The 24,818-nt window shown below is 62.1% G+C and carries 23 protein-coding genes; 16 read left to right on the top strand and 7 right to left on the bottom strand.

The window, feature by feature from the left end; translation table 11 throughout:
* The first annotated feature begins 255 nt into the window (after nt 1-255).
* The 5 genes from NAT49_RS12415 (at nt 256) to NAT49_RS12395 (ending at nt 4,996) form a co-directional block, all read left to right on the top strand.
* Complete coding sequence (locus NAT49_RS12415) at nt 256-642, top strand: 5-carboxymethyl-2-hydroxymuconate Delta-isomerase (protein ID WP_251594675.1); 387 nt, start codon at nt 256-258, stop codon at nt 640-642.
* A 28-nt stretch (nt 643-670) separates the two neighbouring features.
* Nucleotides 671-2,179 (top strand): 5-carboxymethyl-2-hydroxymuconate semialdehyde dehydrogenase, encoded by a 1,509-nt coding sequence (hpaE, locus tag NAT49_RS12410; protein ID WP_251594673.1) that lies wholly within the window; start codon nt 671-673, stop codon nt 2,177-2,179.
* 71 nt (nt 2,180-2,250) lie between these two features.
* Nucleotides 2,251-3,231: a 3,4-dihydroxyphenylacetate 2,3-dioxygenase gene (hpaD, locus tag NAT49_RS12405; protein ID WP_251594671.1), complete on the top strand. Its 981-nt coding sequence runs from the start codon at nt 2,251-2,253 to the stop codon at nt 3,229-3,231.
* 90 nt (nt 3,232-3,321) lie between these two features.
* Nucleotides 3,322-4,209: a fumarylacetoacetate hydrolase family protein gene (locus tag NAT49_RS12400; RefSeq protein ID WP_251594669.1), complete on the top strand. Its 888-nt coding sequence runs from the start codon at nt 3,322-3,324 to the stop codon at nt 4,207-4,209.
* Nucleotides 4,196-4,996: an FAA hydrolase family protein gene (locus tag NAT49_RS12395; RefSeq protein WP_251594667.1), complete on the top strand. Its 801-nt coding sequence runs from the start codon at nt 4,196-4,198 to the stop codon at nt 4,994-4,996. Before NAT49_RS12400 ends, NAT49_RS12395 begins: the two co-directional genes overlap by 14 nt.
* A 12-nt stretch (nt 4,997-5,008) precedes the next feature.
* On the opposite strand, the gene hpaA is transcribed toward NAT49_RS12395, so the two are convergent.
* Nucleotides 5,009-5,908: a 4-hydroxyphenylacetate catabolism regulatory protein HpaA gene (gene hpaA / locus NAT49_RS12390; protein ID WP_251594665.1), complete on the bottom strand. Its 900-nt coding sequence runs from the start codon at nt 5,906-5,908 to the stop codon at nt 5,009-5,011.
* Between the two features lie 139 nt (nt 5,909-6,047).
* Here hpaA and hpaD (NAT49_RS12385) point away from each other — a divergent pair, with 139 nt between their 5' ends.
* The 3 genes from hpaD (NAT49_RS12385) (at nt 6,048) to gabD (ending at nt 9,319) form a co-directional block, all read left to right on the top strand.
* Nucleotides 6,048-6,902, top strand: a complete 855-nt coding sequence (gene hpaD / locus NAT49_RS12385; RefSeq protein WP_251594663.1) for a 3,4-dihydroxyphenylacetate 2,3-dioxygenase — start codon at nt 6,048-6,050, stop codon at nt 6,900-6,902.
* A gap of 79 nt (nt 6,903-6,981) precedes the next feature.
* A complete protein-coding gene (hpaI, locus tag NAT49_RS12380) occupies nt 6,982-7,785 on the top strand; it encodes a 4-hydroxy-2-oxoheptanedioate aldolase (RefSeq protein WP_251594661.1) in 804 nt (267 codons plus the stop codon).
* Between the two features lie 82 nt (nt 7,786-7,867).
* Nucleotides 7,868-9,319 (top strand): NADP-dependent succinate-semialdehyde dehydrogenase, encoded by a 1,452-nt coding sequence (gabD, locus tag NAT49_RS12375; protein ID WP_251594659.1) that lies wholly within the window; start codon nt 7,868-7,870, stop codon nt 9,317-9,319.
* A 90-nt stretch (nt 9,320-9,409) separates the two neighbouring features.
* Here gabD and NAT49_RS12370 read toward each other — a convergent pair whose 3' ends face one another.
* The 4 genes from NAT49_RS12370 to NAT49_RS12355 all read right to left on the bottom strand — a co-directional run bounded on the left by NAT49_RS12370 (nt 9,410) and on the right by NAT49_RS12355 (nt 15,127).
* Entirely contained in the window at nt 9,410-11,122 is a 1,713-nt protein-coding gene (locus NAT49_RS12370) for an amidohydrolase (RefSeq protein WP_251594657.1), read from the bottom strand.
* A gap of 150 nt (nt 11,123-11,272) precedes the next feature.
* Nucleotides 11,273-12,718 carry an amidase gene (locus tag NAT49_RS12365; RefSeq protein WP_251594655.1) on the bottom strand — a complete coding sequence of 482 codons (1,446 nt, stop codon included), beginning with the start codon at nt 12,716-12,718 and terminating at the stop codon, nt 11,273-11,275.
* A gap of 2 nt (nt 12,719-12,720) precedes the next feature.
* On the bottom strand, nt 12,721-13,938 hold the full coding sequence (locus tag NAT49_RS12360) for an MFS transporter (RefSeq protein WP_251594653.1): 1,218 nt from the start codon (nt 13,936-13,938) through the stop codon (nt 12,721-12,723).
* Between the two features lie 205 nt (nt 13,939-14,143).
* A complete protein-coding gene (locus NAT49_RS12355) occupies nt 14,144-15,127 on the bottom strand; it encodes a helix-turn-helix domain-containing protein (protein WP_251594651.1) in 984 nt (327 codons plus the stop codon).
* A 375-nt stretch (nt 15,128-15,502) separates the two neighbouring features.
* Between NAT49_RS12355 and hpaR the strand changes: the two genes are divergently transcribed.
* Nucleotides 15,503-15,937, top strand: coding sequence for a homoprotocatechuate degradation operon regulator HpaR (hpaR, locus tag NAT49_RS12350; protein ID WP_251594649.1), 435 nt, complete (start codon nt 15,503-15,505; stop codon nt 15,935-15,937).
* A gap of 98 nt (nt 15,938-16,035) precedes the next feature.
* Here hpaR and NAT49_RS12345 read toward each other — a convergent pair whose 3' ends face one another.
* Together NAT49_RS12345 and NAT49_RS12340 are read right to left on the bottom strand one after the other, a co-directional pair.
* Nucleotides 16,036-17,430 carry an APC family permease gene (locus NAT49_RS12345; protein ID WP_251594647.1) on the bottom strand — a complete coding sequence of 465 codons (1,395 nt, stop codon included), beginning with the start codon at nt 17,428-17,430 and terminating at the stop codon, nt 16,036-16,038.
* Between the two features lie 279 nt (nt 17,431-17,709).
* Complete coding sequence (locus NAT49_RS12340; protein ID WP_251594645.1) at nt 17,710-19,104, bottom strand: APC family permease; 1,395 nt, start codon at nt 19,102-19,104, stop codon at nt 17,710-17,712.
* Between the two features lie 260 nt (nt 19,105-19,364).
* Between NAT49_RS12340 and NAT49_RS12335 the strand changes: the two genes are divergently transcribed.
* The 7 genes from NAT49_RS12335 to NAT49_RS12305 all read left to right on the top strand — a co-directional run bounded on the left by NAT49_RS12335 (nt 19,365) and on the right by NAT49_RS12305 (nt 24,779).
* Entirely contained in the window at nt 19,365-20,183 is an 819-nt protein-coding gene (locus NAT49_RS12335; protein WP_251594643.1) for a MoaF C-terminal domain-containing protein, read from the top strand.
* Nucleotides 20,173-20,961, top strand: a complete 789-nt coding sequence (locus NAT49_RS12330; RefSeq protein WP_251594641.1) for an SDR family NAD(P)-dependent oxidoreductase — start codon at nt 20,173-20,175, stop codon at nt 20,959-20,961. The genes NAT49_RS12335 and NAT49_RS12330 overlap by 11 nt, the downstream gene beginning before the upstream one ends.
* Before the next feature lie 73 nt (nt 20,962-21,034).
* Nucleotides 21,035-21,805 carry an SDR family oxidoreductase gene (locus tag NAT49_RS12325; RefSeq protein WP_251594639.1) on the top strand — a complete coding sequence of 257 codons (771 nt, stop codon included), beginning with the start codon at nt 21,035-21,037 and terminating at the stop codon, nt 21,803-21,805.
* Between the two features lie 95 nt (nt 21,806-21,900).
* Nucleotides 21,901-22,572, top strand: coding sequence for a helix-turn-helix transcriptional regulator (locus NAT49_RS12320; RefSeq protein WP_251594636.1), 672 nt, complete (start codon nt 21,901-21,903; stop codon nt 22,570-22,572).
* A gap of 110 nt (nt 22,573-22,682) precedes the next feature.
* On the top strand, nt 22,683-22,913 hold the full coding sequence (locus tag NAT49_RS12315; RefSeq protein WP_251594635.1) for a glutathione binding-like protein: 231 nt from the start codon (nt 22,683-22,685) through the stop codon (nt 22,911-22,913).
* 208 nt (nt 22,914-23,121) lie between these two features.
* Complete coding sequence (locus NAT49_RS12310) at nt 23,122-24,468, top strand: type II toxin-antitoxin system HipA family toxin (RefSeq protein WP_251594632.1); 1,347 nt, start codon at nt 23,122-23,124, stop codon at nt 24,466-24,468.
* The gene (locus NAT49_RS12305) at nt 24,465-24,779 is read left to right on the top strand and encodes a helix-turn-helix transcriptional regulator (protein WP_251594630.1); all 315 of its coding nucleotides are present in this window, start codon (nt 24,465-24,467) and stop codon (nt 24,777-24,779) included. The genes NAT49_RS12310 and NAT49_RS12305 overlap by 4 nt, the downstream gene beginning before the upstream one ends.
* The last annotated feature ends 39 nt before the right edge of the window (nt 24,780-24,818 follow it).

Here is a 24,818-nt window from a genome sequence, read left to right as displayed (position 1 = left end):
ATACACCCCCTACCTTGGTCGGCATGTCATCCAAGCGCCTAACGAACTCGTTAATCTGTGAACGATCCGGGGCGCTGACCGTCTATATCGGCTGTTGGGCGCAATTGAAGCCGCCCTGTCTGAACCCACATCGTATACATCGAAATGATTAGGCGCAGACGCTTGACAGGAAACCGACGGATCATTGTTAATATGTTAACGATTCAAGTCTGACCTGGTCGTTTGCACACACCGCAGGCTTTCAAGGAGAACGACGTGCCTCATTTGCATATCGAATACTCACCCGGTCTCGAACAGCGCGTCGATGTACGCGAGGTCTGCCGCGCCGCCTACCAGGTGATGGCGGAGTCCGATCTCTTTCCGCTGGCCGGCATTCGCGTCCGTGCCTTTGCCGCGGATCACTGCATCGTGGCGGACGACCACCCGGACAACGACTTTCTGGCAATGACCCTGAGCGTGGGCAGCGGCCGCGCCGAGCACGACCTGAAGGCCGCCGGCGAGCAATTGTTCGCGGCCGTACAGAGCGCACTTGCCACCCCGCTTTCAACGCCACATTTCGCCCTGTCGCTTGAAATCCGCGAAATCGATGCCGCGCTGAGCTGGAAAGACACCCCGATCCACACCCGGCTGTCCAAACAGTGAGCCCCACGCCCCCTCTGGAGGATTCTTGATGAGCCAATTGAACGACAACATCGCCCGCGCGCAGGACTACATGAAGCGTTTTCGCGAACAGGGTGTTTTGAACCACATCAACGGCGAATCGGTGCCTGCCGATTCCGGCAAGACGTTCGAAACGATCTCTCCGGTCGATCTCGCCCCGCTTGCCGACGTCGCCCACGGCGGTGCCAGTGACATCGACCGCGCCGTGAAGGCTGCGGAAAAGGCGTTCAAGACCTGGAGCAAGACGCCCGGCAAGGAACGCCGCGAGATTCTGATCAAGGTCGCGGAAGCCATCGAGGCCCGCGCCGAGGAAATCGCCTTTACCGAGTGCATGGACACCGGCCAGTCGCTTCGCTTCATGTCGAAGGCGGCAGTGCGCGGGGCGGCCAACTTCCGCTTCTTCGCCGACCGGGCGCCGCAGGCCGAGGACGGGCTGTCCCTTCGAAACGACACCCAGATGAACGTGACCTCCAAGCGCCCGCTGGGGCCGATCGGCGTCATTACGCCGTGGAACACGCCGTTCATGCTCTCGACCTGGAAAATCGCGCCGGCGCTGGCCTCTGGCTGCACCGTGGTGCACAAGCCGGCCGAGTTCTCGCCGATGACTGCCAAGCTCCTGGTTGAAATCGCCGAGGAAGCCGGACTCCCCAAAGGCGTTCTCAACCTGGTCAACGGCATGGGCGAAGACGCAGGCAAGGCCCTGACCGAACACCCCGGCATCAAGGCGGTCGCCTTTGTCGGCGAAAGCCGCACCGGTCAGCTGATCATGGCGCAGGCCGCACCGACGCTTAAACGCTTCCACTTCGAGCTTGGCGGCAAGAACCCGGTCATCGTGTTCGACGACGCCGACATCGAGCGCGCCGTCAACGCGGCTACCTTCATGATCTACTCGCTCAACGGGGAGCGCTGCACGTCCTCCTCACGCCTTTTGGTGCAGGAAAGCATTTACGAGGAAGTCACCCGCCGCGTGGCGGAAGTCGCCAACGGCGTAAAGGTCGGCCATCCGCTCGACCCCGACACCGTCGTCGGCCCGCTGATTCACCCCGAGCACGAAGAGAAGGTACTGTCGTACTTCGACAAGGCCCGTGAAGAAGGGGCCACCATTGCCGCCGGCGGCGAGAAGGCCGGCGATGAAGGCTGCTTCGTGCGCCCGACGCTCTTTACCAACGCCACCAACGACATGACGGTCGCCCAGGAAGAAATCTTCGGCCCGGTACTGACCGCCATTTCGTTCAAGGATGAAGAGGAAGCGCTGCGCCTGGCCAACGACACTCAGTACGGCCTTGCCGCCTACCTCTGGACCAACGACCTCGACCGCGCCATGCGCCTGACCGATGAGCTGGAAGCCGGCATGATCTGGGTCAACTCCGAAAACGTCCGTCACCTGGAGTCGCCGTTTGGCGGCGTGAAATCGTCCGGCATCGGCCGCGACGGCGGTGACTGGTCGTTCGACTTCTACATGGAGACCGTCAACGTCTCCTTCCCGCGCAAGGCCCACAAGGTGCCGAAGCTCGGGTGATGTCACCACGCAGGGCGGCCTACGCCGCCCTGCCTGACGAACATTTATTGTCCAACATCAGGAGTCTCATCATGCCTATTCCAACGCCCAATCTTTACCCCGACTTCAACATCATTCGCCTGAGCCACGTGGTGTTTGGCGTCAGTGACCTGGCCAAGAGCCGTCACTTCTACGTCGATACGCTCGGCCTTCAGGTCACCGATGAAGACGATAACCGCATCTATCTGCGGGCCATGGAAGAACGCGGCCACCACTGCCTTGTGCTGGAAAAAAGCGACAGCGCGACGATTAAATCACTGTCGTTCAAGGTGTTCGACGAGGGCGAGCTCGACAAGGCCCACGACTGGTTCAAAAAGAACGGCCATCCGGTCGAGTGGGTCGAACGCCCCTATCAGGGCCGCACGCTTCGCACCACCGACTGCTTCGACGTGCCAATCGAGCTGTACTTCAAGATGGACCGGCTGGCCCCGATTCATCAGCAGTACGCGCTCTACAAGGGCGTCAAGCCGCTGCGCATCGACCACTTCAACCTGTTCTCGCCGGACGTCGATGAGGCGGTCGCGTTCTACAACCAGCTCGGCTTCCGCGTGACCGAATACACCGAAGACGAGGAAAGCGGCAAGCTGTGGGCGGCCTGGACCCACCGCAAGGGCGGCGTACACGACATGGCCTTCACCAACGGCCGCGGCCCGCGCCTACACCACACCGCCTTCTGGGTGCCAACACCGCTTAATATCATCGATCTGTGCGATTTGATGGCCACCACCGGCTACGTTGACAACATCGAGCGTGGCCCGGGCCGTCACGGCATTTCCAACGCCTTCTTCCTCTATATTCTCGACCCGGACGGCCACCGCATCGAGATCTACTGCTCGGACTACCAGACCGTCGATCCGGATCTGGAAGCGATCAAGTGGGATCTGAAGGATCCGCAGCGCCAGACGCTGTGGGGCGCTGCGGCACCGCGGTCCTGGTTCGAGCACGGCTCCGAGTTTGAAAACCTCGACCCCAGGGACGCCCAGCTCAACGCCACGCCGATCGTCGCGCCCTGAGCCAAAAGGCAGTTGTATAACCGACCGTCACACACGTCGCACCCATGATTCAAAGGGCCCGAGACTGCTCGGGCCGTCAGGAGATAGCCCATGAGTAACGCCCTTCCCCCTCGTCTCGCGTCCTTTCGTGCCAACGGCGCCGACCGTTTCGGGGTCGTGACCGACGATGGCATCGTCGATCTGACGCCGGAATTCGGCAGCCGCTTCAAGGGGCTCAAGGAAGTGATCGAGGCCGGCGCCATCGACGAGCTTCTGACCGTTGCCGAAGGCCGCAGCCCGAGCTACCGCGAGGAAGACGTCACCTACCTGATCCCGATCGCCAATCCGGAAAAGCTGATCTGCGTCGGCGTCAACTTCCCCTCGCGCAACGAGGAATACAAGGACGGCCAGGCCGCCCCGAGCAAGCCGTCGCTGTTCATCCGCTTCCCGAGAAGCTTTGTCGGCCATAACGAGAACCTGGTGCGTCCGCCGGAAAGTGAGCAGCTCGACTATGAGGGCGAAGTCACCATCGTGATCGGCAAGGGCGGCCGCCGGATTTCCCGCGAAAAGGCCTACGAGCACATCGCCGCACTCACGCTTTGCAACGAAGGCACCATTCGCGACTGGGTCCGCCACGCCAAGTTCAACGTCACGCAAGGCAAGAACTTCGACGCCACCGGTGCCATCGGCCCCTGGCTTGTACCGTTCAAGCGTGCCGATCAGCTTGATGACATCGAACTGACCACCCGCGTCAACGGCGAGGTTCGCCAGAACGATCGCACCTCGCGAATGATGTTCGATTTCCGCTACATCGTGAATTACGTCTCGACCTTCACCACCCTGGTGCCGGGCGACGTGATTGTCTGCGGCACGCCGACCGGCGCCGGTGCGCGCTTTGATCCGCCGATCTGGCTCAAGCCGGGCGATGTGATCGAAATCGAGGCGGACGGCATCGGCACGCTGACCAATGGCGTGGAGGACGAGCATGGCACTGACTGACGCGCAGATTGCGGCCGCCGCCGACGACCTGCTGGCGGCGGAAGCATCCAGAAAACAGATCGGTCTTCTCTCGAAGCGCTATCCGGGCATGACGCTTGATGATGCCTACGCGATCCAGACCGCTCAGATGACACGAAAGACCCGGGATCACGCCATTCTCGGCTGGAAAATCGGGCTGACCTCGAAGGTCATGCAGGACGCGCTCGGCATCGACACCCCCGACAGCGGCGTGCTCTATGACTACATGCGCTATGACACCGGCGCCGTGATTCCAAAGGGCCACTTCATTCAGCCCCGCATCGAGGCCGAGATCGCGTTTGTGATGAAGGCGCCGCTTGAGGGTGACGTCACCCGCGAGGACGTGCTGGCCGCGACCGAGTACGTGACGCCGGCGATCGAGATTCTCGATACCCGCATCGTTCGAAAGGACGAGGAGACCGGCCAGACTCGTGTGATCTTCGACACCGTCTCCGACAACGCCGCCAACGCCGGCATCGTGCTGGGGACCGAGCGTCATGACCCGAGCGCGCTCGACCTGCGCTGGGTCGGCTCGATCGTCAAGCACAACGACGACGTGGTGGCCACCGGGCTTGGCGCAGGCGTACTGGACGACCCGGTCACGGGTCTTGTGTGGCTTGCGCGGCGCATGGCGACCTACGGTCAGCGGATCGAAGCCGGCCAGGTCATCCTGTCGGGCTCGTTCATTGGCCCGGTGGAATGCCCCTCTGGCAGCCGGATCGAGGCCGATTACGGGGCGTTCGGCAGCGTTTCGCTGACGTTCGACTAGGCGGCAGGCACGCTACCGATGGCCCGGCTGATCGCGACGATACCCAGAGGGGGTGGTGGCTGCATGACGTGCAAAGAATCGACAGAAATAGCCCGGGTCCTGAAACCCGAGCTGATAGCCGATCTCGTTTACGCTCATGCGGGTGAAGGTCAGAAGGCGACGCGCTTCCTGCATCACCCGGTCGTGCACCACGCGCTTGCTGGGCACGCCCGCGATGCGGCGGCAGACGCTGTTGAGCCGGGCCTCGGTCACATTGAGCGCACGGGCGTAGTCGGCAAGCGTCCAGTGCGCGGTGTAATGGGCCTCGATCTCCAGATTGAAGCGGTGAAACAGCGACAGGTCGTCGTGACGCACGCTCTGGGCGGTCAGCGAATTGGCCGACAGCCGAAAGAGGCTCACGAAGATCAGTCGCGTCAGCGTGGTCAGCGCGCCTTCCCGGCCCGGCCGGTCGGCCTCGAACTCGAGCCGAAGCTCGTCGAACAGCCGCTCGATGCGGTTGACGTCAAGCCGGGCCTCGTCGTTCACCCGGCCGGTTGCCACACACACGGGCGCCACCGCCGAGGCGTCGCCGAGTTCTGGAAGCTCCTCGAGCAGCGACCACACCAGCTGCTGGCGAACCGTCAGCACGTGGCCATCACTGCCATCTTCGGTGGTGAAGGAGTGCGGTACGGTCGGCGGGGTCAGAAAGAACATCGGGCCTTGCTGGTGAAACTGCCGCTCGTCCAGATAGACCCGCACCATGCCACGTTTGACATAGTGCACCTGAAAGAAGCGGTCGTGATGATGCACCGGCATGTTTCGGCCGTAGAAATCCGCCATGCGACCGAGGGCATCGTAGTGCACCGTCGCATCGGCGTATCGCTGATCGTATTCCTGGCCGATCGTGATGTTGGGGATAGGGTCCAACGCCATGGCTGCGCTCCTGGGCTTACGCGGGGCAATCGCCCGACAGGCCTCTATATTAACCACCGACGGGCACGCCACTCCATGGCACTGCCTGACTCGTGCCCAGGGCCTTCGGCCCCGCACGTCCGCTTCAAGGAATTTTCTCATGGGTGAACTCGTACTTGCCGCCAAGATCACACACGTGCCCTCGATGTATCTCTCGGAGCAGCCGGGCGAGCACTACGGCTGTCGCGCCGAGGCCATCGCCGGCCACAAGGAAATCGGCCGGCGCGCCCGCGAGCTCGGTGCAGACGTCGCCGTGGTGTTCGACACCCACTGGCTGGTCAACAGCGGCTACCACATCAACTGCGGCGATCATTTCGAAGGCGTGTACACCAGCAACGAATTGCCGCATTTCATCCAGAACATGGCCTACAAGTACGACGGCTGCCCTGAACTTGGCCAGGCGATCGCCGAGCATGCCAATCAGTCCGACATTCGCACCATGGCGCACAACATCGAGAGCCTCAAGCTCGAATACGGCACCCTGGTGCCGATGCGCTACATGCACATGGATACCGCCGAGGAGGACGCCTTCAAGGTGGTGTCCATCGCGGCCTGGGACGCCTGGCACGATTTGAACGACAGCATTCGTTTCGGCAAGGCGGTGCGCGAGGCGATCGAGGCAAGCGATCACAAGGTCATGGTGCTGGCCTCCGGGTCGCTGTCCCACCGCTTCACCGACAACAACCAGGCCAAGGAAAACATGCACCGCTGGTCGCGGGAGTTCGACCGCCAGATGGACATTCGGGTGGTCGAGATGTGGCGCGAGGGCAAGTTCGACGACTTTCGCACCATGCTGCCGGAGTACGCCGGCCACTGCTACGGCGAAGGCGGCATGCACGACACCGCCATGCTGATGGGCGTGCTTGGCGAGGGCTATGATCGCCCGGCCGAAATCCTCACCGCCCCGTTCGGAAGCTCCGGCACCGGCCAGATCAACGCCGTCTTTCCGATGTAATACGTCTTTCCGATGTAATACGCCTTGACGATGTCATGTGTCTTTCTGATGTCACGTCACACCACGCGAGGAGCGCCCCATGGATATGCCCATCAACACCTTCAAACAGGCCCTTGCCCGCAAGGAGGCCCAGATCGGCCTATGGCTCGGGCTTGCCAACGGCTACTGCGCCGAGCTTGCCGCCAACGCAGGCTTCGACTGGCTCCTGATTGACGGCGAGCACGCCCCGAACGATCTGCGCACCATCCTCGAACAGCTTCAGGCCGTGGCGCCCTACCCGGTTCAGCCGATCGCCCGCCCGCCGGTGGGGGACGCCGCGACCATCAAGCAGTACCTCGACATCGGCGTTCAGACCCTTTTAGTGCCGATGGTCGATACCGCCGAGCAGGCCCGCGAGCTGGTGCGCGCCACCCGCTACCCGCCGGACGGCATTCGCGGGGTCGGCAGTGCGCTGGCCCGCGCGTCGCGCTGGAACTCGATTCCGGGCTACCTCGACCGCGCCGATGACGAGGTCTGCCTGCTGGTTCAGATCGAGACCAAACAGGGGCTCGAGAACCTCGATGACATCGCCGCCGTGGAAGGCGTCGACGGCGTCTTCATCGGCCCGGCCGATTTAAGCGCCTCGCTCGGTCATCGCGGCGACCCGGGGCATGACGAGGTGCAATCCGCCATCGAAGACGGCATCGGCCGTATTCAAGCGGCCGGCAAGGCCGCCGGCATTCTATCGGCCAACAAGACGCTCGCCCGGCGCTATCTCGAGCTTGGCGCCACCTTCGTGGCGGTGGGCGTGGATACCAGCCTATTGATGGGCGCCCTGAGAACGCTTGCCGGCGAGTTCAAGGACGGCGACGGCCCGGAACTGCCGACTTCCTCGGTGTACTGAGCCAGCGCCTCGACACTTTTTGTTTATCGAGGCTCGGCCGACCCCGGCCGGGCCCTATCCGCCCCTAACGCCAGGACGACTCATGAACCTTACAGATGCCCGTCTTCTCCGCCAGCAGGCCTACATTGATGGCCAATGGCTCGACGCCGACAGCGGCGATACCTTTGATGTCACCAACCCGGCCAACGGCGACACCGTGGCAACCGTTGCCCGCGTCGGCAAGGCCGAAACCCAGCGCGCCATCGAGGCCGCCAACAACGCGCTTCCGGCCTGGCGCGACATGACCGCCAAAGCCCGCTCGCTGATCCTCAAGCGCTGGTTTGCGCTGATGCAGGAGCACAAGGAAGACCTCGCCCGCATCCTGAGTGCGGAACAGGGAAAACCGCTGGCCGAAAGCCGCGGTGAGGTCGACTACGGCGCCAGCTTCATCGAGTGGTTCGCCGAGGAAGGCAAGCGCATCTACGGCGATGTGATCCCAAACGACAAGCCCGACCGCCGGCTGGTCGTGATCAAGCAGCCGGTAGGGGTGGTCGCGGCCATCACGCCGTGGAACTTCCCGATCGCGATGATCACCCGCAAGGCGGGCCCGGCGCTGGCCGCCGGGTGCACCATGGTGCTTAAACCGGCCTCCGAAACGCCGCTTTCCGCGCTGGCACTGGCTGAACTTGCCGAGCGCGCGGGCGTGCCGGCGGGTGTGTTCAATGTGGTCGCCGGGCGCGCGGGAGACATCGGCACCGAACTCACCCACAGCGAGACTATCCGCAAGCTCTCCTTTACCGGCTCCACCGAGATTGGCCGCCAGCTGATGGAAGAGTGCGCCGGCACCATCAAGAAGGTCAGTATGGAGCTTGGCGGTAACGCGCCGTTCATCGTCTTTGACGATGCCGACCTCGACGCCGCCGTCGACGGCGCGATCGCCTCAAAATTCCGCAACAGCGGCCAGACCTGCGTCTGCACCAACCGCATCCTGGTCCACGACGCGGTTTATGACGCCTTCAGCGAGAAGCTGGTCGCGGCGGTCAACGCGCTCAAGGTCGCCCCCGCCGAAGAAGACGGTGCCCAGCAAGGCCCGCTGATCAACCAGAAGGCGGTCGAGAAGGTACAGGCCCACATCGACAACGCCGTCCAGCACGGCGCGAGCGTTCTGTGTGGCGGCAAGCCCCACGCACTCGGCGGCAGCTTCTTCGAGCCGACCGTGCTCGGTGACGTGACGCCTGACATGGACGTGGCCAGTGAAGAGACCTTTGGCCCGCTCGCGCCGCTGTTTCGCTTCACGACCGAGCAGCAGGCCATCGACATGGCCAACGACACCCCGTTTGGTCTGGCCGCTTACGTCTACACCCAGAACATAGGCCGCTGCTGGCGCATGGGCGAGGCGCTCGAATACGGCATGGTCGGCATCAACGAGGGCATCATTTCGACCGAAGTCGCGCCGTTTGGCGGCATCAAGGCCTCCGGCGTCGGCCGCGAAGGCTCGCACTACGGCATCGAGGACTACCTCGAGGTCAAGTACCTGTGCATGGGGATCAAATAACCCACCCGCATAACGCACCTGATCGACATCGCCCCGGCCCTCTCTCGAAGGCCGGGGCGTTTTTTTGACTGGCCCCGGTGCACCGCGCGTCTATTCACCCACTCGATCACGCTGATAAACCGTCTTGCCGCGAAATACCGTCGACAGCACCTCAATGTCTGCGATGTCATCGGCCGAAATGGCAAACGGGTCGCGGTCGATAACGACCATGTCGGCCGATTTGCCCGGCTCGATCGAGCCGATCTCGGCCGATTTATTGACCGACCAGGCGCCGCCGCGGGTCATCGTATCGATTGCGGCCTCAAGCGGAATGCTCTGCTCGGGGCCGATATCGCGGTGCACCATCGAGGCCAGCGACGGCCAGGGGTTGATCGAGGCGGCAATGGAAGGCCAGTCGGAGCCATAGGCGATCACCGCGCCGGCCTTCAAAAGCTCCGCCGTGGGCGGCGTTCGCGCGTAGCGCGCCGTGCCCAGCACCTCGGTCATGGTGTCGCTGTAGGGCCCCTTGACCCAGATCGGCGGGGCGATGTCAGCCGTGACATCAAGCGTCTTGAACCGGGGCAAATCGTTTGGGCTTGCCATGCCGACATGGGCAATGGAGTGGTGAAGGTGGCCGTCGGGGTTGGCCCTGCGCACGGCCTCAAGCGTATCCAGCGCCTCACGCACCGCCGCATCGCCTGCGGCGTGAAACTTGAGGGTAATGCCCTGTTGATCCAGCGCGATGGCGTCCTTTCGCAGCGTATCCGGGCTCATGCGAAGCGTGCCGCGAAAATCGTCCGGCAAATGATGCTCATGCAGTGCATCGACCTGATAGGGGCTTAAAAGGGCCGCAGTAAACGCTGGCGGTACGCCGTCGAGGTAGAACTTGGCGTTATTGGCCTCCACGTTTCTGGACTGATAGCGCTGGTGCTGATCGAGCGTTTCGCGCTGTGTCTCGCGGGATTCGTTGAAGTCGGTGCCGTACTGGAGAAAGGCCACCACCCGCGCCGTCAGCCCGTGCATTTCATCCACATCGTGATAGGCCCGAATCGTGGGTCGGTCGGTGCGCGCTTCTACAAAGGTGGTAATGCCGTAGCGATTGGCCCTCTCGACCGCGTGCTTGACCACCGCCTGGTAGTTCTCATCGCTCATGGGCGGGATGATGCGGGTCAGCGCGCCGGCGGCGTCTTCCTGCAGAATGCCGGTGGGCTCGCCGCTGTCATCGGTGACGATCGCAGGCATCTGGCGGGCTTTCTCTTTGGTAAATCCGGCCGCCGCCAGCGCCCTTGAATTGACGTAGCCGTTGTGGCCAGTGTCATCGAGCAGATAGACCGGATTATCGGGCGACACCGCATCCAGCACGGCCTTATTGACGGTGCCGGTACTGGCGTAGCTCGAGGCCCAAGCCCCACCCACAACCCATTCGCCGGGCTTTGCCCGCTCAACGCAGGCCTCGACTTTCTCGGCAATGGCCGCCGCCGGAGTGCTGCTCGGGAAATCACAGTTGAACAGCTCACGCTTGAATCCGCGCACGTAGTGGCCGTGGGCATCGATGATGCCGGGCATGACCGTTTTCCCCTGCAGATCCATCACCTCGGTGCCGGGGCCGATATAGCGCTTGAGGTCCTGATCGCGCCCGACCGCGACGAACGTGCCGTTTTTGATCGCGACCGCCTGAGCCTTCGTGCGCGCGTCATCCTGGGTATGGATGATGCCGTTCATGTACACCCGATCCGCGACGTCCTGCGTGGCGTTCTGTGCAGCGCAGGCGCTTGCGGCCTGAAGGCCAAAAATACATAGAGAGATTGCCATGATGCGTGTCATGTCCCGCCTCCTGACTCGATTCTTGTTGTTGACTGCCTTGTTGTTAACTGCCTTGTTGTTAACTGCCCTTTTGTTATAAGTGCCTCGGCCCACCTGAAAAAACACCGGGCAGTGCCCGGTGTCGTTTAGCGATGCAACATGCAGTGCGACTCAGCGCGCGCAGGCATTGGTCGGCGGAATGCGCCCGGCCCACGGCTGCTCGGCCTCGAGTTGCGCGGCCAGTGAGAACAGCCGACCCTCTTCGCCGAACCGGCCGGCAAAGTGACTGCCCAGCGGCAGGCCGTCCTCGGTCCAGTAAAGCGGCACCGACATGGCCGGCTGACCGGTGGCATTGAACAGCGCCGTGAACGGGCAGTAGCTGTGGAAGGCCTGGATGACGTCATCAAGCGAGAGTGAGTCATCGAACGCGTCGAGCGTACCGATGACCGGCGGCTTGCGGGCAAGTGTCGGCGACAGCAGTACGTCGAACTCCAGCATGGTCGTTGCGACCTTGCGTCCGAGCGCATGGATGTAATTGATCGCGGAGACGTACTGCGTGGCATCAAGGTGACCGCGCTCACGCAGCATGACCCTCGTGCGTGGCTCGATTTCCTCTTCCTTGACCGCCTGGCCGCGCATGCCGCCGATCGTATCGAGCAGCTCCTGGGTGCTGGGCCCGATGATGTCGAAGCAGCGGCTGTAGAATTCATCCCAGTCAAGCGGCAGCTTGACCGTATCCACCTGATGGCCGAGCGATTCACACAGCGCAATGGTGTGACGAACCGAGTCGGCAGCGTCAGATGAGATCTCCGGCCCATCGATCAGGCCGATGCGCAAACGGCCCGGCGCCCGCTGGGTCGCGCTCAGATAGGTGTTCTGACTCACCGGCGCAGCATAGGGCGCGCCCAGGTCCGTGCCCGCAGTCGCATCCAGAAGGGCAGCGCTGTCGCGCACCGAGCGGGTGATCGCGTGAGACGTACCCATGCCGCCCCAGCCTTCACCGGCCATCGGCCCGGAGGGCAGCAGCCCGCGGCTTGGCTTAAGCCCGAACACGCCACAGCAGGAGGACGGCACCCGCAGCGACCCGCCGCCATCGTTGCCGTGGGCAAAGGGCACGACCCGTGCCGCCACCAGCGCCGCCGCGCCACCGCTGGAACCGCCGGCACTGCGCTCGAGGTCCCAGGGGTTGCGCGTGGCGCCATGACGGGTGGATTCGGTGGTGTAGGACGTGCCGAATTCCGGCGAGGTGCTGGTGCCCATCAACAGGCAGCCCGCACGACGCAGACGCGCCACGGCTTCGGCGTCGAACTCGGCCTTGACGTCCCCACCGACGACGGAGCCTTGTGTCATGCGGGCGCCTTCAAGCGGTGAGAAGAGGTCCTTGACCAGCGTCGGCACCCCGGCAAAGGGCTGGCCGGCCGCATGAGGCTTGCGGCTTTCCGCGCGCGCCGCGTCATAAAGTCGGTCGACCACGGCATTGATGCTCGGCTCGACCTTCTCAAGGCGCTCGATCACGCCATCAAGCAGCTGCTCGCCGGTGACGTCGCCCGTTTTGACGCATTGCGCAAGGCCCAGGCCGTCATGTGTGTCCAGTAGATGTTGAACGTCTTGTGTCATTGTCACTCTCCTGAGTCACCCAAAATTGCGTTGGTGCACGTTGATGATGATGCGCTTGAAACCTTAAGCGCGAATAAACCAGAACCCAGGGCACATACCGCAGCCAAGGCAGCCAGAGTCACCATGCCGCCCTCGACGCTACCGCCGAGGCCGGCGGCCACGAGCACTACTACGAAGCTCAGCCCCTGGCCGAAATAAAGAGAGCCAATGAACAGCCCAAGCCCACGCCCTCGCGTTGACGGCGTCAAAGCGTTCATGGCCAGCACCAGGGCCGTCGGCACCAAAAGGCCAACACCAATCCCGTGGATCGCGATCGCGACGACCAGCGATACGTAGTCCGCGGTAATCGTCAGCGCGACAAACCCGATGGCCATCAGCACAAAAAGCAGTGCGCAACACCCCAGGCTACCGAACACGGCATGCGCCGGGCGCCACAGCAGCGCCCCCAGCAGCGAACAAAAAAGACCGGTCGTGATGGCAAGCACGCTCAGCGCATTCGACTCGATGGAAAGAGAGGCCATAACTGTCGGCAACGCTTGAGGGACCGCGTAACTCAGCATCATGCCCGTCGCGATTAGAGCGCACCCCGCCATCAGCGCAGACAGGTTGGACCGATGAGGCAGTGCCATGTGCTGATCAACGGCCGATGTCTTTACCCGCTTGATAATCAAAGGCACCAACGGCAGCGCCAGCACGTACAGATAAAACGGCATCTGCCAGGTCGCGGCGCCCGCCCCGGCGACAAAGCCATACAGGAACGTGCCCGCAAGCGATACAACAACCGCCTGTTGTCCCACAAGGCGTAGTCGTCGAGGGCCTTGAACGTGATCGGCGATCAAGGCAAGGCAGACGGTCAACACCACAGCCTCACAGGCGCCGAACGCAAGCCTCGACCCGATAACGCCTTCAAGGCTATCAAGCCAGATCGGAAGCACACCCAGCACGCCATAGGCCGAAAGCGCGCCCACCAACAGGTATTTTCGGTCGATGCGATCGGCAAGCCAGCCGGCAAATGGCGCGAACAGCGCAATGGTCAGAGCGGGAGTCGATGAGACCAACGAGTACCAGGCAGACGGTATATTGAGCGAAGGCATGACCGACGCCATCAGCCGCGGCATCATGGGGCTTACCAGCAGGGAGCCGACCAGCGCCAGGCTGCTGCACAGCAGCAGGGAAGTGTCACGCGCGCTGAGCGCGCTGCTCGAGGATGGCATGGTCATGACGCCCCCTTGATGAAACCGTGGTACTGCATGGCCGCAGACTGCACACTGAGGCGCCCCTCATGCGATGAGGTCGATCGCCGCGAGGCCGGCCCGAGAGGTCTACCCTGGAACGAGGCTTGACCGAGTAGTGCACTGTCGTCATCGCCGGCTCCTTCATTCGCTGAGGTCATGCTTCAGCTTATGACTCGATCACGACGAGTCGTTATCCGGATATGGCACGATTTCCACGCGCACGATTGAGGGTATCGGAAGGCCGTTCACCGAACAGCCGGCGATACTCCATCGAAAACCGGCCCAGATGGAAAAAGCCCCAGCGCGCGGCCTCGTCCTGCACACGCATGTCCTCATCACCGTAAGTCAGCGCCCGATGAATGGCGTTGAGTCGAAACAGGCGCACGTAGGTGTAGGGGCTCACACCAATGCACTCCTGAAAACAGTATTGAAGCTTGCGACGGCTGACGCCGATCTGGTGGCACAGGGAGGGAATGGCGATGGGTTCGTTGTCGTGGGCGGTGATGACGTCGCGGGCACGGTCGACCACACGCTTTCGCGCTGAAGGCGTCACCTTCTCGATCTCACCGTGCTCGAGTGCATCAAGCATGTGGCCGACAAAGGTGTCTCGCAGCTCTCGAATCACCGCAGGTGATGGCTTGCGCGATAACGTCGTACAGGTCAGCTCAAAAAGCTGTGCAAGCGTCTGGTAGTTCGTCGTGGTCGGCAAGTAATTGGGGCCGGTCAGCAGCGTATCGATCGGCGCATCCGGGCCGTGCAGCAAGGTGGCGAGGTAAGGAGAATCGATGCTCATCGACAACAGATCAAGGCCCGCCGCCACGCGAATCTCAGGAAGCTCCCCGCCTCGAATGGCCAGTATGCCGGCGTCGGGATAGCTTTTACCCTGACAGATCAACGGCGTCTTCGGTCGTGTCAGTGGAAAGCTGAAACTGATGGACGCGCTGTTGACGCCGCCCTGCTTGAGCATGGCCTGGCTGCTCTGGTCCCTGACCACCCGCAAGCCTTCCAGGTCGACGAAGGTGATCTCGCCATCAAAGCGGCCTTCCGACAGCTGCATGACGTGCAGGTCCCAGCCCTGATACCCCGCAACGTGCTGCTGGACGCTGTAAGTTTGGTGTCGAATGACCCTTGAGGCGGGGGCCAATTCCAGGCATGGAGTGGTCAATATGGCCATGAACGCATCCTCGTTGAACGAGTGTAAGTGCGAAGCCGTCGCAAATTCCCTATAGGCTGCTGCCGCGATCCATCGATAAAGGTGCAGGATCCATCGACAAAGGCGCAGGCTTCCTGTTGTTTTGATTTTCTGGCGACGTTTTATTCCCTGACGTGTGATTCCCGGTCGCTTGATCCTCCCAGAAACCTGATAAGGGCACCATGCACCATGGTCGGTAACGTCTTAAGCCTCGAAACGGTCAACGCCCGGCTCGGCCCAGGCGCACGCACCGCGCGACCAAGGTCGACGCCCTATATTCGTAGCAGGGGTCTCGACAGTGTCGGCCTCAGACGTCAGGATACGATTCCTTCAGTGACTTCCCAGACAAGGCAGAACATGGCGCGTCCGACTCCTTCCCTGACCCTGGCCCTGCTTCAGGCCCGCGAATCCGCCATGGATTTTTTCAGGCCGCACCTCAACCGCAACAACATCACCGAGCAGCAGTGGCGCGTTATTCGTATTCTGTGGCAGGCCGATAAACAGACGCTCGAGAGTTACCAGCTGGCCGAACGCGCCTGCATTCTGCGCCCGAGCCTGACCGGCGTTCTCATGCGGCTCGAGCAAAACGGCCTGGTGCATCGCTGGAAGCCCGAAACCGATCAACGCCGGCTGTGTGTCACGCTGACGCCCAAGGGCAACGAGCTGCTTGAAAGCATGAAGGATGAAATGATGCGTCAGTATCAAAAGATCCAGCAGCACCTCGGCCCCGAGAAATACCGCACGCTGATGAACCTGCTCAGCGAAGTACAAAAGCTCGATCCCAATGACTAACGGCCGCCCCGCCCGATTCTGAGTGCGACCTTCGACCGACGTACGCATGATCCGCCGTGCCAGCACGCCGCCTACCACCGCGGCAGGGGCGCACCCGCCTACTCGCTCATATCCGGCTCGAACAGCCTCTTTTTCATCTTGAACTTGACCCAGACCAGCGCGATCAGACTGACGATGCCCAGCACCACCCCGAGCAGGGTGTAGACCAGCCCGGTCATGTCCGGGGACGGCGATGCATTGGCGGCCACATAGCCCATGCCGACGATGCCCAGCAGTTGCGGCAGCGGATAGAACGGCGTGCGATACGGGCGGCGATGGCCGGGCCGACGGCGACGCAGCACCATCACATCGACGTGCGCGACGATGTAGGCCAGAAGCCAGCTGGTGGAAGCCCCGATCAACAGGATGACGATGTTGTCCGGCTTGACCAGCATGAAGGGAATGGCAACGATCGCGGCCAGAAACAGGATGCCGACCCACGGGGTGTCATAGCGTGGGTGCCGTTTGCCCATGATGCCAAACGCCTGGCCGTTGTCGGCCATGCCGGACAGCATGCGCGGCACCGAGGCCAGCACGGTATTGACCGTACTGCAGGTCGCGGTCAGCCCCATCACGGTCGCGATGATCAATCCGGCCTGACCGAACACACCATCGACCAGATCGAGATAAGGCAGCGCCGAGGTGGTCATGGTCTCGCTCGAGAGATAGTGCCCGGCACCCAGACAGAACAGCGTGAACAGTACGAAAATGATGCCGAGCGACAGGAACATGGCCCGGGGAATGCGCTTTTCGGGCTGGCGAATGTCGTTGATCATCGGGCAGATGAACTCGCAGCCAACGAACAGCCACATGGCAAGCGCCACCAGCCCGATGAAGCTGCCATCGACAATACCGCCGGCGCCCCAGCCGATGCCCGCCGCGGCCTCGGCCACGCTCGACGTCGGTGTCTTGATAAGCGCAGTCGCCCCGACGATCAAAATGGCGGCAATCATTGCGAAGGTGAACACGTTCTGAAGCCTGGCGAATACGTCGGTGCCCAGAATGTTGAGCAGGGCAAGCGCGCCCAGCAACAATAACGGCACCAGATGCGGCGGCAGCGCCTCGGGAAACAGCGTCTGAAGCAGGGCATCGACCAATAGAAGCTCGGCGGAGAGCCCAAACATCGCCACCACCACATAGCCTGAAAAGACCGAAACGATTGCCGGAAAGTGGCCGATGGCCTTCTGGGTATAGGTCGCAAGCGTGCCCGCCTGCGGATACATCAGCGAGAGTTCCGAGAAACTCATGGCGTTACACAGGGCGAACAGCGCAGCCACCAGCATGGCCGCCAAAAAGCTCACGCCCCCAAGACCAAAGCCCATCAATGCAGACGCCATGGCGCCTTGAACGACCACGCATCCCACGCAGACCGCAATCATGGTCTTGAAGCCGATGGCCTGCCGTACCGGCTCGCCGGCCGAGGCCACCGGCGTCGCTGTCGTGGTGTCGAGCATGATAAGTAACCTCCAGGGAGCACATCTGAAATTAAGTGTCAGCAGACACCACGGCGGCGCCACGTGCCGACCCTCTCAAGATGCGCCGGATGAGCAGGCCATTCTTGTTTGCTCATGCCAGAAATTTTTCTGTCGCTGCCTTGCGCCACGTCCTTGCAGCCTCCTTTTTGAGCCCACTCTTATGGACCCCTTGCCGGCCACACAAAAAAAGCGCGCCTGAATACAGACGCGCAAGAGGAGTCCAGAAACACCCGCAGGCGCAGCGTCATACCCGGGTCATCAATCGCTCATGTCCGGCTCGAACAGCCCTTTCTTCATCTTGAACTTGACCCAGACGATCGCGATCAGACTGACAATGCCCAGCACCACCCCGAGCAGCGTATAGATCAGGGCGGTCATGTCCGGTGAGGGCGAGGCGTTGGCGGCCACGTAAGCCATCCCGACGATGCCGACGATCTGCGGCAGCGGGTAGAACGGCGTGCGGTACGGTCGGCGATGCTCGGGCCGGCGTCGACGCAGAACGATCACATCGATGTGCGCGACGATGTAGGCCAGAAGCCAGCTGGTCGCGGCCGCGATCACCAGCGAAATGATCTGCTCGGGCTGAATCAGCAGGAAGGGAATGAGCACGGCAACCGCCAGAAAGACGATGCTGACCCAGGGCGTGTCATAGCGCGGATGCATCTTGCCCATGATGGCAAACGCCTGGCCGTTCTCGGCCATGCCCGAAATCATCCGCGGTACCGCTGCGAGCACCGTATTGACCGTACTGCAGGTCGCGGTAATGCCCATCACGGTCGCGATGATCAACCCGGCCTGGCCAAACACACCATCGACCAGATCGAGATACGGCAGCGGCGAAGTGGTTAATGTCTCGGTCGACAGATAATGCCCGGCGCCCAGACAAAACAGCGAGAACAGCACGAACACGATGCCAAGCGACAGGAACATGGCCCGGGGGATGCGCTTTTCGGGCTGGCGAACGTCATTGATCATCGGGCAGACAAACTCGCAGCCAACGAACATCCACATCGCAAGCGCCACCAGGCCGATGAAACTGCCATCGACAATACCGCCGATGCCCGAGTCGATGCCTGCCGCGGCTTGAGCCACCTCCGGTGAAGGCGACTGAATCAGTGCCGTGGCGCCGACGAGAAAGATGGCGACGATCATGGCAAAGGTGAACACGTTCTGAAGCTTGGCGAACACGTCCGTGCCAAGAATGTTGAGCACGGCAAGCGTTGCCAGCAAAAGAATCGGCACGACGTGTGAGGGCAGTGTTTCAGGGAACAGCGCCTGCAAAAGCGCATCCACCAGCAGGAATTCGGCCGGAATCGCAAAGATCGCCACCACCACATAACCTGCATAGACCGACACGATCGCCGGAAAATGACCGATGGCCTTCTGGGTGTAGGTCGCAAGCGTGCCCGCCTGCGGGTACATCAGGGAAAGTTCCGAAAACGTCATCGCGTTACAAACGGCGAGTAGCGTCGCCACCAGCATGGCGGCCAGAAAACTCACGCCCCCGATGCCGAACCCCAACAGCGCGGATGCCATGGCGCCCTGCACCACCACGGTTCCCACACAGATCGCGATCATGGTCTTGAAGCCGATGCGTGGCTCCGTGGCGCTGACTGATCGGGGCACTGCCCCTGTCTTTGAAGTGCCTGTCATGATGAGTGTTCTCCTGGCCGATCTAATTATTGTTTGGCGTACACGGACAAACTGACTCTCAATCTGCACCCTGGCGTTCGTTCGTTCTTGTTCGGGGGTGCCAGAAATTTTCCCCTGCCTGCCCTCGGCCTCAGGCTGACTCGACCATGGTCGCCCTCCCCCATTCGGGGGATAGCCCTCGACCCGGCCAGCACAGAGGATAAAAAGCGTTGACGGCCATGTAGTGCCGTACCCCTTACTCGGTTTCAGGAGATCACACCATGACAACACCTTCTTCGCACACCGACTGGATCTCGGTCACCGGCCTCGAGAAAGGCTTCGAGACCGGCTCCTACGCCCTCGACAATTCCGCCGACCTCAGCGGCAAGAAGATCGAACTCCATGACGCCAGCGGCGGCGTCCGAAGCCTCGACGTCGACCAGGATCAGCTTCGCGTCGACGATGGCGACCCGGTTCAGGTCCGCATCACGTCACTGCGTCAGGGCGTTTACCTGCTGGACTGGCTGGATGAGCGCCAAAAGCCGACCACCTCCTACACCGTGGTGCTCGACACCCTGAGCGACAGCTACACCCAGGTCATCGGCACGCTGCCCACGTTCGAGACCATCAAGACCGGCCTTTACGAGCGTGCCCTCGGTGGACGTGCCCTGACCGACGTCAACGTCGAGATCAGCCACGGCGCCGTCAACCAGGCCTACAGCGAGGGCGTTTGCCCGCACGCCGTCACCGACGAGCTCATCGGGGTGCGTAACCTCTATCGCTACAGCCCGACCGAGGTATACGAGCACGTCTACCTCAACGAGAACTTCTACACCTGGCACTGCCTCAAGGGTGTGGAAAAAAACCTGTGCGACACCGACCGCTGCCACTATTACAAGATCACCGATGACCTGTATCTGTTCATCTGGCGTGAAAAGATCGTACCGACGCTTGGCATCGTCATGATCGACGAGCAGAACCATCGCAGTGACGGCAAGATCTTCGGCGTCGGTGACACCGAAGACGCCCCGCTTGCCAACTTCCCGATGGCCTCCTACTGCCAGCGTCTGAACGAAACGGAGTATCCCGATGAGCACTGAAAAACGGACCATCGTCATTACCGGTGCCGGCACCGGTGTGGGTGAGGCCTGCGCGCGCCAGCAGGCCGCGCTCGGCCACAACGTCGTCCTGATCGGGCGCCGCAAGGCACCGCTTGAAGCACTGGCCGAGGAAACCGGCGGGCTTGCGCTCTCGGGCGACGCCGCCAGCTCGTCAGACTGGGAAGGCTTCTGCCAGAAGATTCTCGAGACCTACGGTCGCATCGACAGCCTGATCTCGAGCGCCGGCGGCCATGGCCTGGGGACGGCCACCGAGATGACCGACGACGACTGGCAGCTGTCGATGCGCCTGAATCTGGACACCGCGTTCTACAGCGCGCGCGCCTGCCTGCCGCACCTGATGAAACAGCAGGGCACCATCGTGCTTCTGGGGTCGTTGGCCTCGTTCCAGGCCGGCGGTGAGGTGTGCGGCTATACCACCGCCAAGCATGCGATTGTCGGGCTGACGCGCTCGATGGCCCGCGATTTCGGACCCAAGGGCGTACGCGTCAACTGTGTCTGCCCGGGCTGGATTCGAACACCGATGGCCGACGAGGAAATGCAGCCATTGATGGCGCACTACAACGAGTCGCTCGATGACGCCTACGCCCGCGTGACCCAGAACGTCCCGCTGCGTCGGCCGGCAAGCGCCGAGGAAATCGCCAGCATCTGCGACTTCCTGATCGGCCCGGCCTCGGCCATCATTACCGGCAGCATGATCATGGCCGACGGCGGCTCCCACGTGGTTGACACCCCGACCCTGCCGTTCGAAGCCCTCTGACAGGGACGATCATTGAGGGCGACCCGGCCAGTCACGGCCCGGCCGCCCTGAATTTGCCAAAAGGAGTCCGTTCATGAGTATCAGCATCGATTACAGCGGCCAGCACGTACTGGTGACCGGCGGCGCCCAGGGCATCGGTGAAGCCATCGTGACCCGCTTTGCCGAAGCCGGCGCCCGCATCACGCTTGCCGACATCAACGAAGAACAGGCCAGAAGCGTGGCCGAGCGACTGACGGCTGGCGGCCACCAGGTCACGGCCTACGGCGTCGACCTTTCCGATGAGACCGCCACCCGCGCCATGATCGAGGCAAGCGAGCCGATCGACGTGCTGGTGCACAACGCCGGCTACTTCCCGCTGACCCCATTCAAGGAACTCACCCGCGAGCGGGTCGAGCGCACCTTTGCCGTCAACGTGCAGTCGCTGTTCTGGATGACGCAGGCACTGCTTCCGCGCTTCGAGCAGCAGGGCAAGGGCGTGATCCTGTGCACCTCGTCCGTTACCGGCAACCGGGTCGCCTACCCGGGGCTTAGCCATTACGCCGCCTCCAAGGCTGCGGTCAACGGCTTCATTCGTAACACCGCGCTCGAGATGGGTGGCTCCGGCATCCGCATCAACGGCGTTGAACCGGGCATGATCCGAACGCCTGCGATGGACAACCTCGGCGACGACGAACTCAGCCGAAGCCTTGAGCGCGGCATTCCGCTCGGCCATCTCGGCGCGCCCGAAGACATCGCCAACGCCATGCTGTTTCTGGGGTCCGATCTGGCTAAATACATTACCGGCCAGACCATCATTGTCGATGGCGGCGCCCTGCTGCCGGAAAGCGTGACCGCCCTCGGCTGAGCCGTCAAAAGGCCCCCGTGGCGACAAATTCACGTTGCCCCCACACGGCCGGCTCGTTATGTTGGTGATCTCGACCAACAGGGAGTCGGCCAGCCATGCAGTCTCCAAAAGACCTTGGCGCGTACTGTCTGAACGCATTCACGCGCGCCGTGCCTGCCTCGCTCGCGGCGTTCTACCGCATCGATGATGGCCTCAGTGCCTGCGATTTCCAGCTGCACGGCGGGCACGATCAGATGCACGATAGCTACCTCAGTCGCTACCGCCATCTTGACCCGCTTCAGCCCGGTTTCTGTCAGCGCCTCGGCCGTCAGGTCGTGCCGCTTCGTGACGCGCAGGCGCTTCAATCGCGCCAACACAACGAGGGCTATCAGACCTTTCTGAGCCAACACGACGTTGTCGATGTCACCGAAGTGCTGTTCTACACCCAGAACCGCCCGGTGCTTGGCATCTCGCTTCTTCGAAAATCACGGTTTGGCCGGTTTACCGCCCACGAGCTCGACACCCTGCAATCGCTTCAGGAAATGCTGCAACTGGCGGTCGCCCAGCGCGTTTTCGAACCCGCCCCGGCGCTGGTTGAACCGGTGCCCGCGGCACTTACAGAGCGCGAGGCCCAGCTCGTACCGCTGCTGCGCCAGGGCCTGAGCAACAAGGCCATGGCCCGCGAACTCGGCATCGCGCCGTCCACGGTCAAGACGCACCTTGATCACCTCTACCGCAAGCTCAATGTCACCAACCGTACCGAGCTTGTCAGCCGGCTCTATCTATAATCCGTAAATCTATAGCCTGCCCGCACGCACCGCTGCAGGACGGCCTGACGCCGGGCCTTGTCACGCTCGAGGCTCAGCTTGAGCGATCACACGCGCCCGACGCTGCCCCAATGCTGCCTGGCGGCGAGCACCCGACGCTTGCCGATCTGGCAATCGGCTGCGAGCTGTATCAGATCAAGGCCGTCGGCTATCGATTCGGCGCCTACCCACGCATCAATGCCTGGCTTTCGGAGCTTGCCGCGCGGCCTCATTTCAGCGCCGTCAGCGAAGAGATCGATGCGCTGGGCCAGGAGATCAAAACGCAGGAAAGCGACTACCTCGCACTCGATGCCTTTGACTGACCCGCTTTGACAGGCGCTCTACTGAAATCAAAACAGCCCGGCAGATGCCGGGCTTGTAGGTTTTACCCGATGCAATCTCGGATTCGACCTTCTCTCTTGAGCAGAATAGCGCTCAAAACTTATAAAAACTATTTACGTTGAGCATTATTTTGCTCAATATCGTGTTTCTAGTTTCATGATGAGCATTTTTTTGCTCAACGAGGGCATCATGCTGCTAACGCTTCAAATCTTCCATCACGATCAATGGCACGACGCGGCTACATTGACGTTGTCCGAGCCTGAAAAAGGACGGCGCAGCACCGCCACACTAGGCTATGACCAGGGCTACGCCGTAGCCTGGATGGAACAGGATAATGAGCACGCCTGTAGCATCAACTACCCGGTGCGCCTGATGGAGCAGTTTCATGCCTGCCCCTGGTTCGCTTTTATCGATGACATCATGCCGGCCGGTGCCAGCCGCCGTTACTGGATCGCGCAGCTGGGTATCGATCATCTCTCCACCGGCGCGCAGGATGCCGAACTGCTGCGACACGGCACCATTGCGCCGGTCGGTAATCTGCGTATCAAGGAAGCCGTACCGACAAGGCCCGAGACCGGCCAATTGACCCGGCTACGCTTTCCGGTACGCGATGTGGTCGAGCGCCATACGGATTTTCTTGAATACGCCCAGCAGATGGGCGCCGCCAGTGGCGGCGCGACCGGCGCGGGCGGAGAGGCGCCCAAGCTGATACTGCGCTGTACCGACAACGATGAGGCGTGGATCGATACCTGGCAGGACGACCCGCTCTGCAAGGATCATCATTATCTGGTCAAGTTTCCGAGAAACCGCCGGACTGCCATCGATTGCGATATTCTGCGGGCCGAGTACCACTTCTATCAGGAACTGGCCGCTCTTGGGATGAACACCATCGAGACCCGCACCATGCGACTGGAAGAGGGATCGCAATATCCCTCCCTATGGCTGCCGCGCTTTGATGTTGCCTTCCAGAGCGGTCGGCGGACCCTGTTCGGGCTCGAATCCCTCTATTCGGTCATGAAAAAAGGCCCTGGCGCGGCGCTCAACATGTTTGACGTGATCGAGACAGTGATCGAGCGGCTCGGGCAGCAGTATCGCGTCACGGAAGCCGGCGCGGACTTCGAAGCCACCCCTGTCGTCATCGAGCTGGTCAAACGGGATCTTTTGAACGTGGTCTTTGGCAATTCCGATAACCATGGACGCAATACGGCGCTCATCAAGCGCCCGGACGGTATGGCTCTGGCGCCCATCTACGATTTTGCCCCGATGAAAGCCGACCCCGAGGGGGTAATCCGCACCACCCGCTGGGGAGCCCCCTATGAAGAAGGCGGCCAGTTTGACTGGCAGGCGATTGCACGGGCGCTGTCGCATCATGTCCCGGAGGACACCATGCTCGATGAGCTACGGACGCTTTGTAGGCAACTGCTCGGCCTCGAACAGCGGCTGGCCACCCGCGGTGTGCCGGACTCGATTCTCAAACATCCTGCCATCGGCCTGGCCCGGCTGGATCAGCGCCTTGAACAGTGGGGGCTGACATGACACAACAGTTGACGCCGGCCGAGCGCGAAACGCTGCTGCTCGAGATGGTCGAGCGGCTCTTGACCGGGAAGACCACGCCCGGCGCCGTGCTCAAAAAACTGCGCCGTGAGGTACTGGGCATGAACCAGACCGACTACGCAGCACTTGCCAGCATCAGCCGCCGAACGCTCTCGGACATCGAAACCGACAAGGGCAGCCCGTCGCTTGCGCTGCTGAACCGCGCCTTTCGCCCCTTCGGGCTGACCGTCGGCCTGCTGCCACGCAGCCCAGCGCTGCGCCAGCGGCTGTTGAAGCGGGAGCAGTCGCCTTGAAACCACCGGTTATCACATCACGAGAATGACGCGCTGGCA

Source organism: Larsenimonas suaedae (assembly GCF_023712105.1).
Lineage (GTDB): Bacteria > Pseudomonadota > Gammaproteobacteria > Pseudomonadales > Halomonadaceae > Larsenimonas > Larsenimonas suaedae.
Note: the sequence above shows the minus strand (reverse complement) of the source record. Positions and strands in the feature narration are given on the sequence as shown.

Bases quoted from the DNA above. Each gene is read 5' to 3' on its own strand.
- hpaE (WP_251594673.1), top strand. From the start codon at position 671: ATGAGCCAATTGAACGACAACATCGCCCGCGCGCAGGACTACATGAAG.
- hpaD (WP_251594671.1), top strand. From the start codon at position 2,251: ATGCCTATTCCAACGCCCAATCTTTACCCCGACTTCAACATCATTCGC.
- NAT49_RS12400 (WP_251594669.1), top strand. From the start codon at position 3,322: ATGAGTAACGCCCTTCCCCCTCGTCTCGCGTCCTTTCGTGCCAACGGC.
- NAT49_RS12395 (WP_251594667.1), top strand. From the start codon at position 4,196: ATGGCACTGACTGACGCGCAGATTGCGGCCGCCGCCGACGACCTGCTG.
- hpaA (WP_251594665.1), bottom strand. From the start codon at position 5,908: ATGGCGTTGGACCCTATCCCCAACATCACGATCGGCCAGGAATACGAT.
- hpaD (WP_251594663.1), top strand. From the start codon at position 6,048: ATGGGTGAACTCGTACTTGCCGCCAAGATCACACACGTGCCCTCGATG.
- hpaI (WP_251594661.1), top strand. From the start codon at position 6,982: ATGGATATGCCCATCAACACCTTCAAACAGGCCCTTGCCCGCAAGGAG.
- gabD (WP_251594659.1), top strand. From the start codon at position 7,868: ATGAACCTTACAGATGCCCGTCTTCTCCGCCAGCAGGCCTACATTGAT.
- NAT49_RS12370 (WP_251594657.1), bottom strand. From the start codon at position 11,122: ATGACACGCATCATGGCAATCTCTCTATGTATTTTTGGCCTTCAGGCC.
- NAT49_RS12365 (WP_251594655.1), bottom strand. From the start codon at position 12,718: ATGACACAAGACGTTCAACATCTACTGGACACACATGACGGCCTGGGC.
- NAT49_RS12360 (WP_251594653.1), bottom strand. From the start codon at position 13,938: ATGACCATGCCATCCTCGAGCAGCGCGCTCAGCGCGCGTGACACTTCC.
- NAT49_RS12355 (WP_251594651.1), bottom strand. From the start codon at position 15,127: ATGGCCATATTGACCACTCCATGCCTGGAATTGGCCCCCGCCTCAAGG.
- hpaR (WP_251594649.1), top strand. From the start codon at position 15,503: ATGGCGCGTCCGACTCCTTCCCTGACCCTGGCCCTGCTTCAGGCCCGC.
- NAT49_RS12345 (WP_251594647.1), bottom strand. From the start codon at position 17,430: ATGCTCGACACCACGACAGCGACGCCGGTGGCCTCGGCCGGCGAGCCG.
- NAT49_RS12340 (WP_251594645.1), bottom strand. From the start codon at position 19,104: ATGACAGGCACTTCAAAGACAGGGGCAGTGCCCCGATCAGTCAGCGCC.
- NAT49_RS12335 (WP_251594643.1), top strand. From the start codon at position 19,365: ATGACAACACCTTCTTCGCACACCGACTGGATCTCGGTCACCGGCCTC.
- NAT49_RS12330 (WP_251594641.1), top strand. From the start codon at position 20,173: ATGAGCACTGAAAAACGGACCATCGTCATTACCGGTGCCGGCACCGGT.
- NAT49_RS12325 (WP_251594639.1), top strand. From the start codon at position 21,035: ATGAGTATCAGCATCGATTACAGCGGCCAGCACGTACTGGTGACCGGC.
- NAT49_RS12320 (WP_251594636.1), top strand. From the start codon at position 21,901: ATGCAGTCTCCAAAAGACCTTGGCGCGTACTGTCTGAACGCATTCACG.
- NAT49_RS12315 (WP_251594635.1), top strand. From the start codon at position 22,683: ATGCTGCCTGGCGGCGAGCACCCGACGCTTGCCGATCTGGCAATCGGC.
- NAT49_RS12310 (WP_251594632.1), top strand. From the start codon at position 23,122: ATGCTGCTAACGCTTCAAATCTTCCATCACGATCAATGGCACGACGCG.
- NAT49_RS12305 (WP_251594630.1), top strand. From the start codon at position 24,465: ATGACACAACAGTTGACGCCGGCCGAGCGCGAAACGCTGCTGCTCGAG.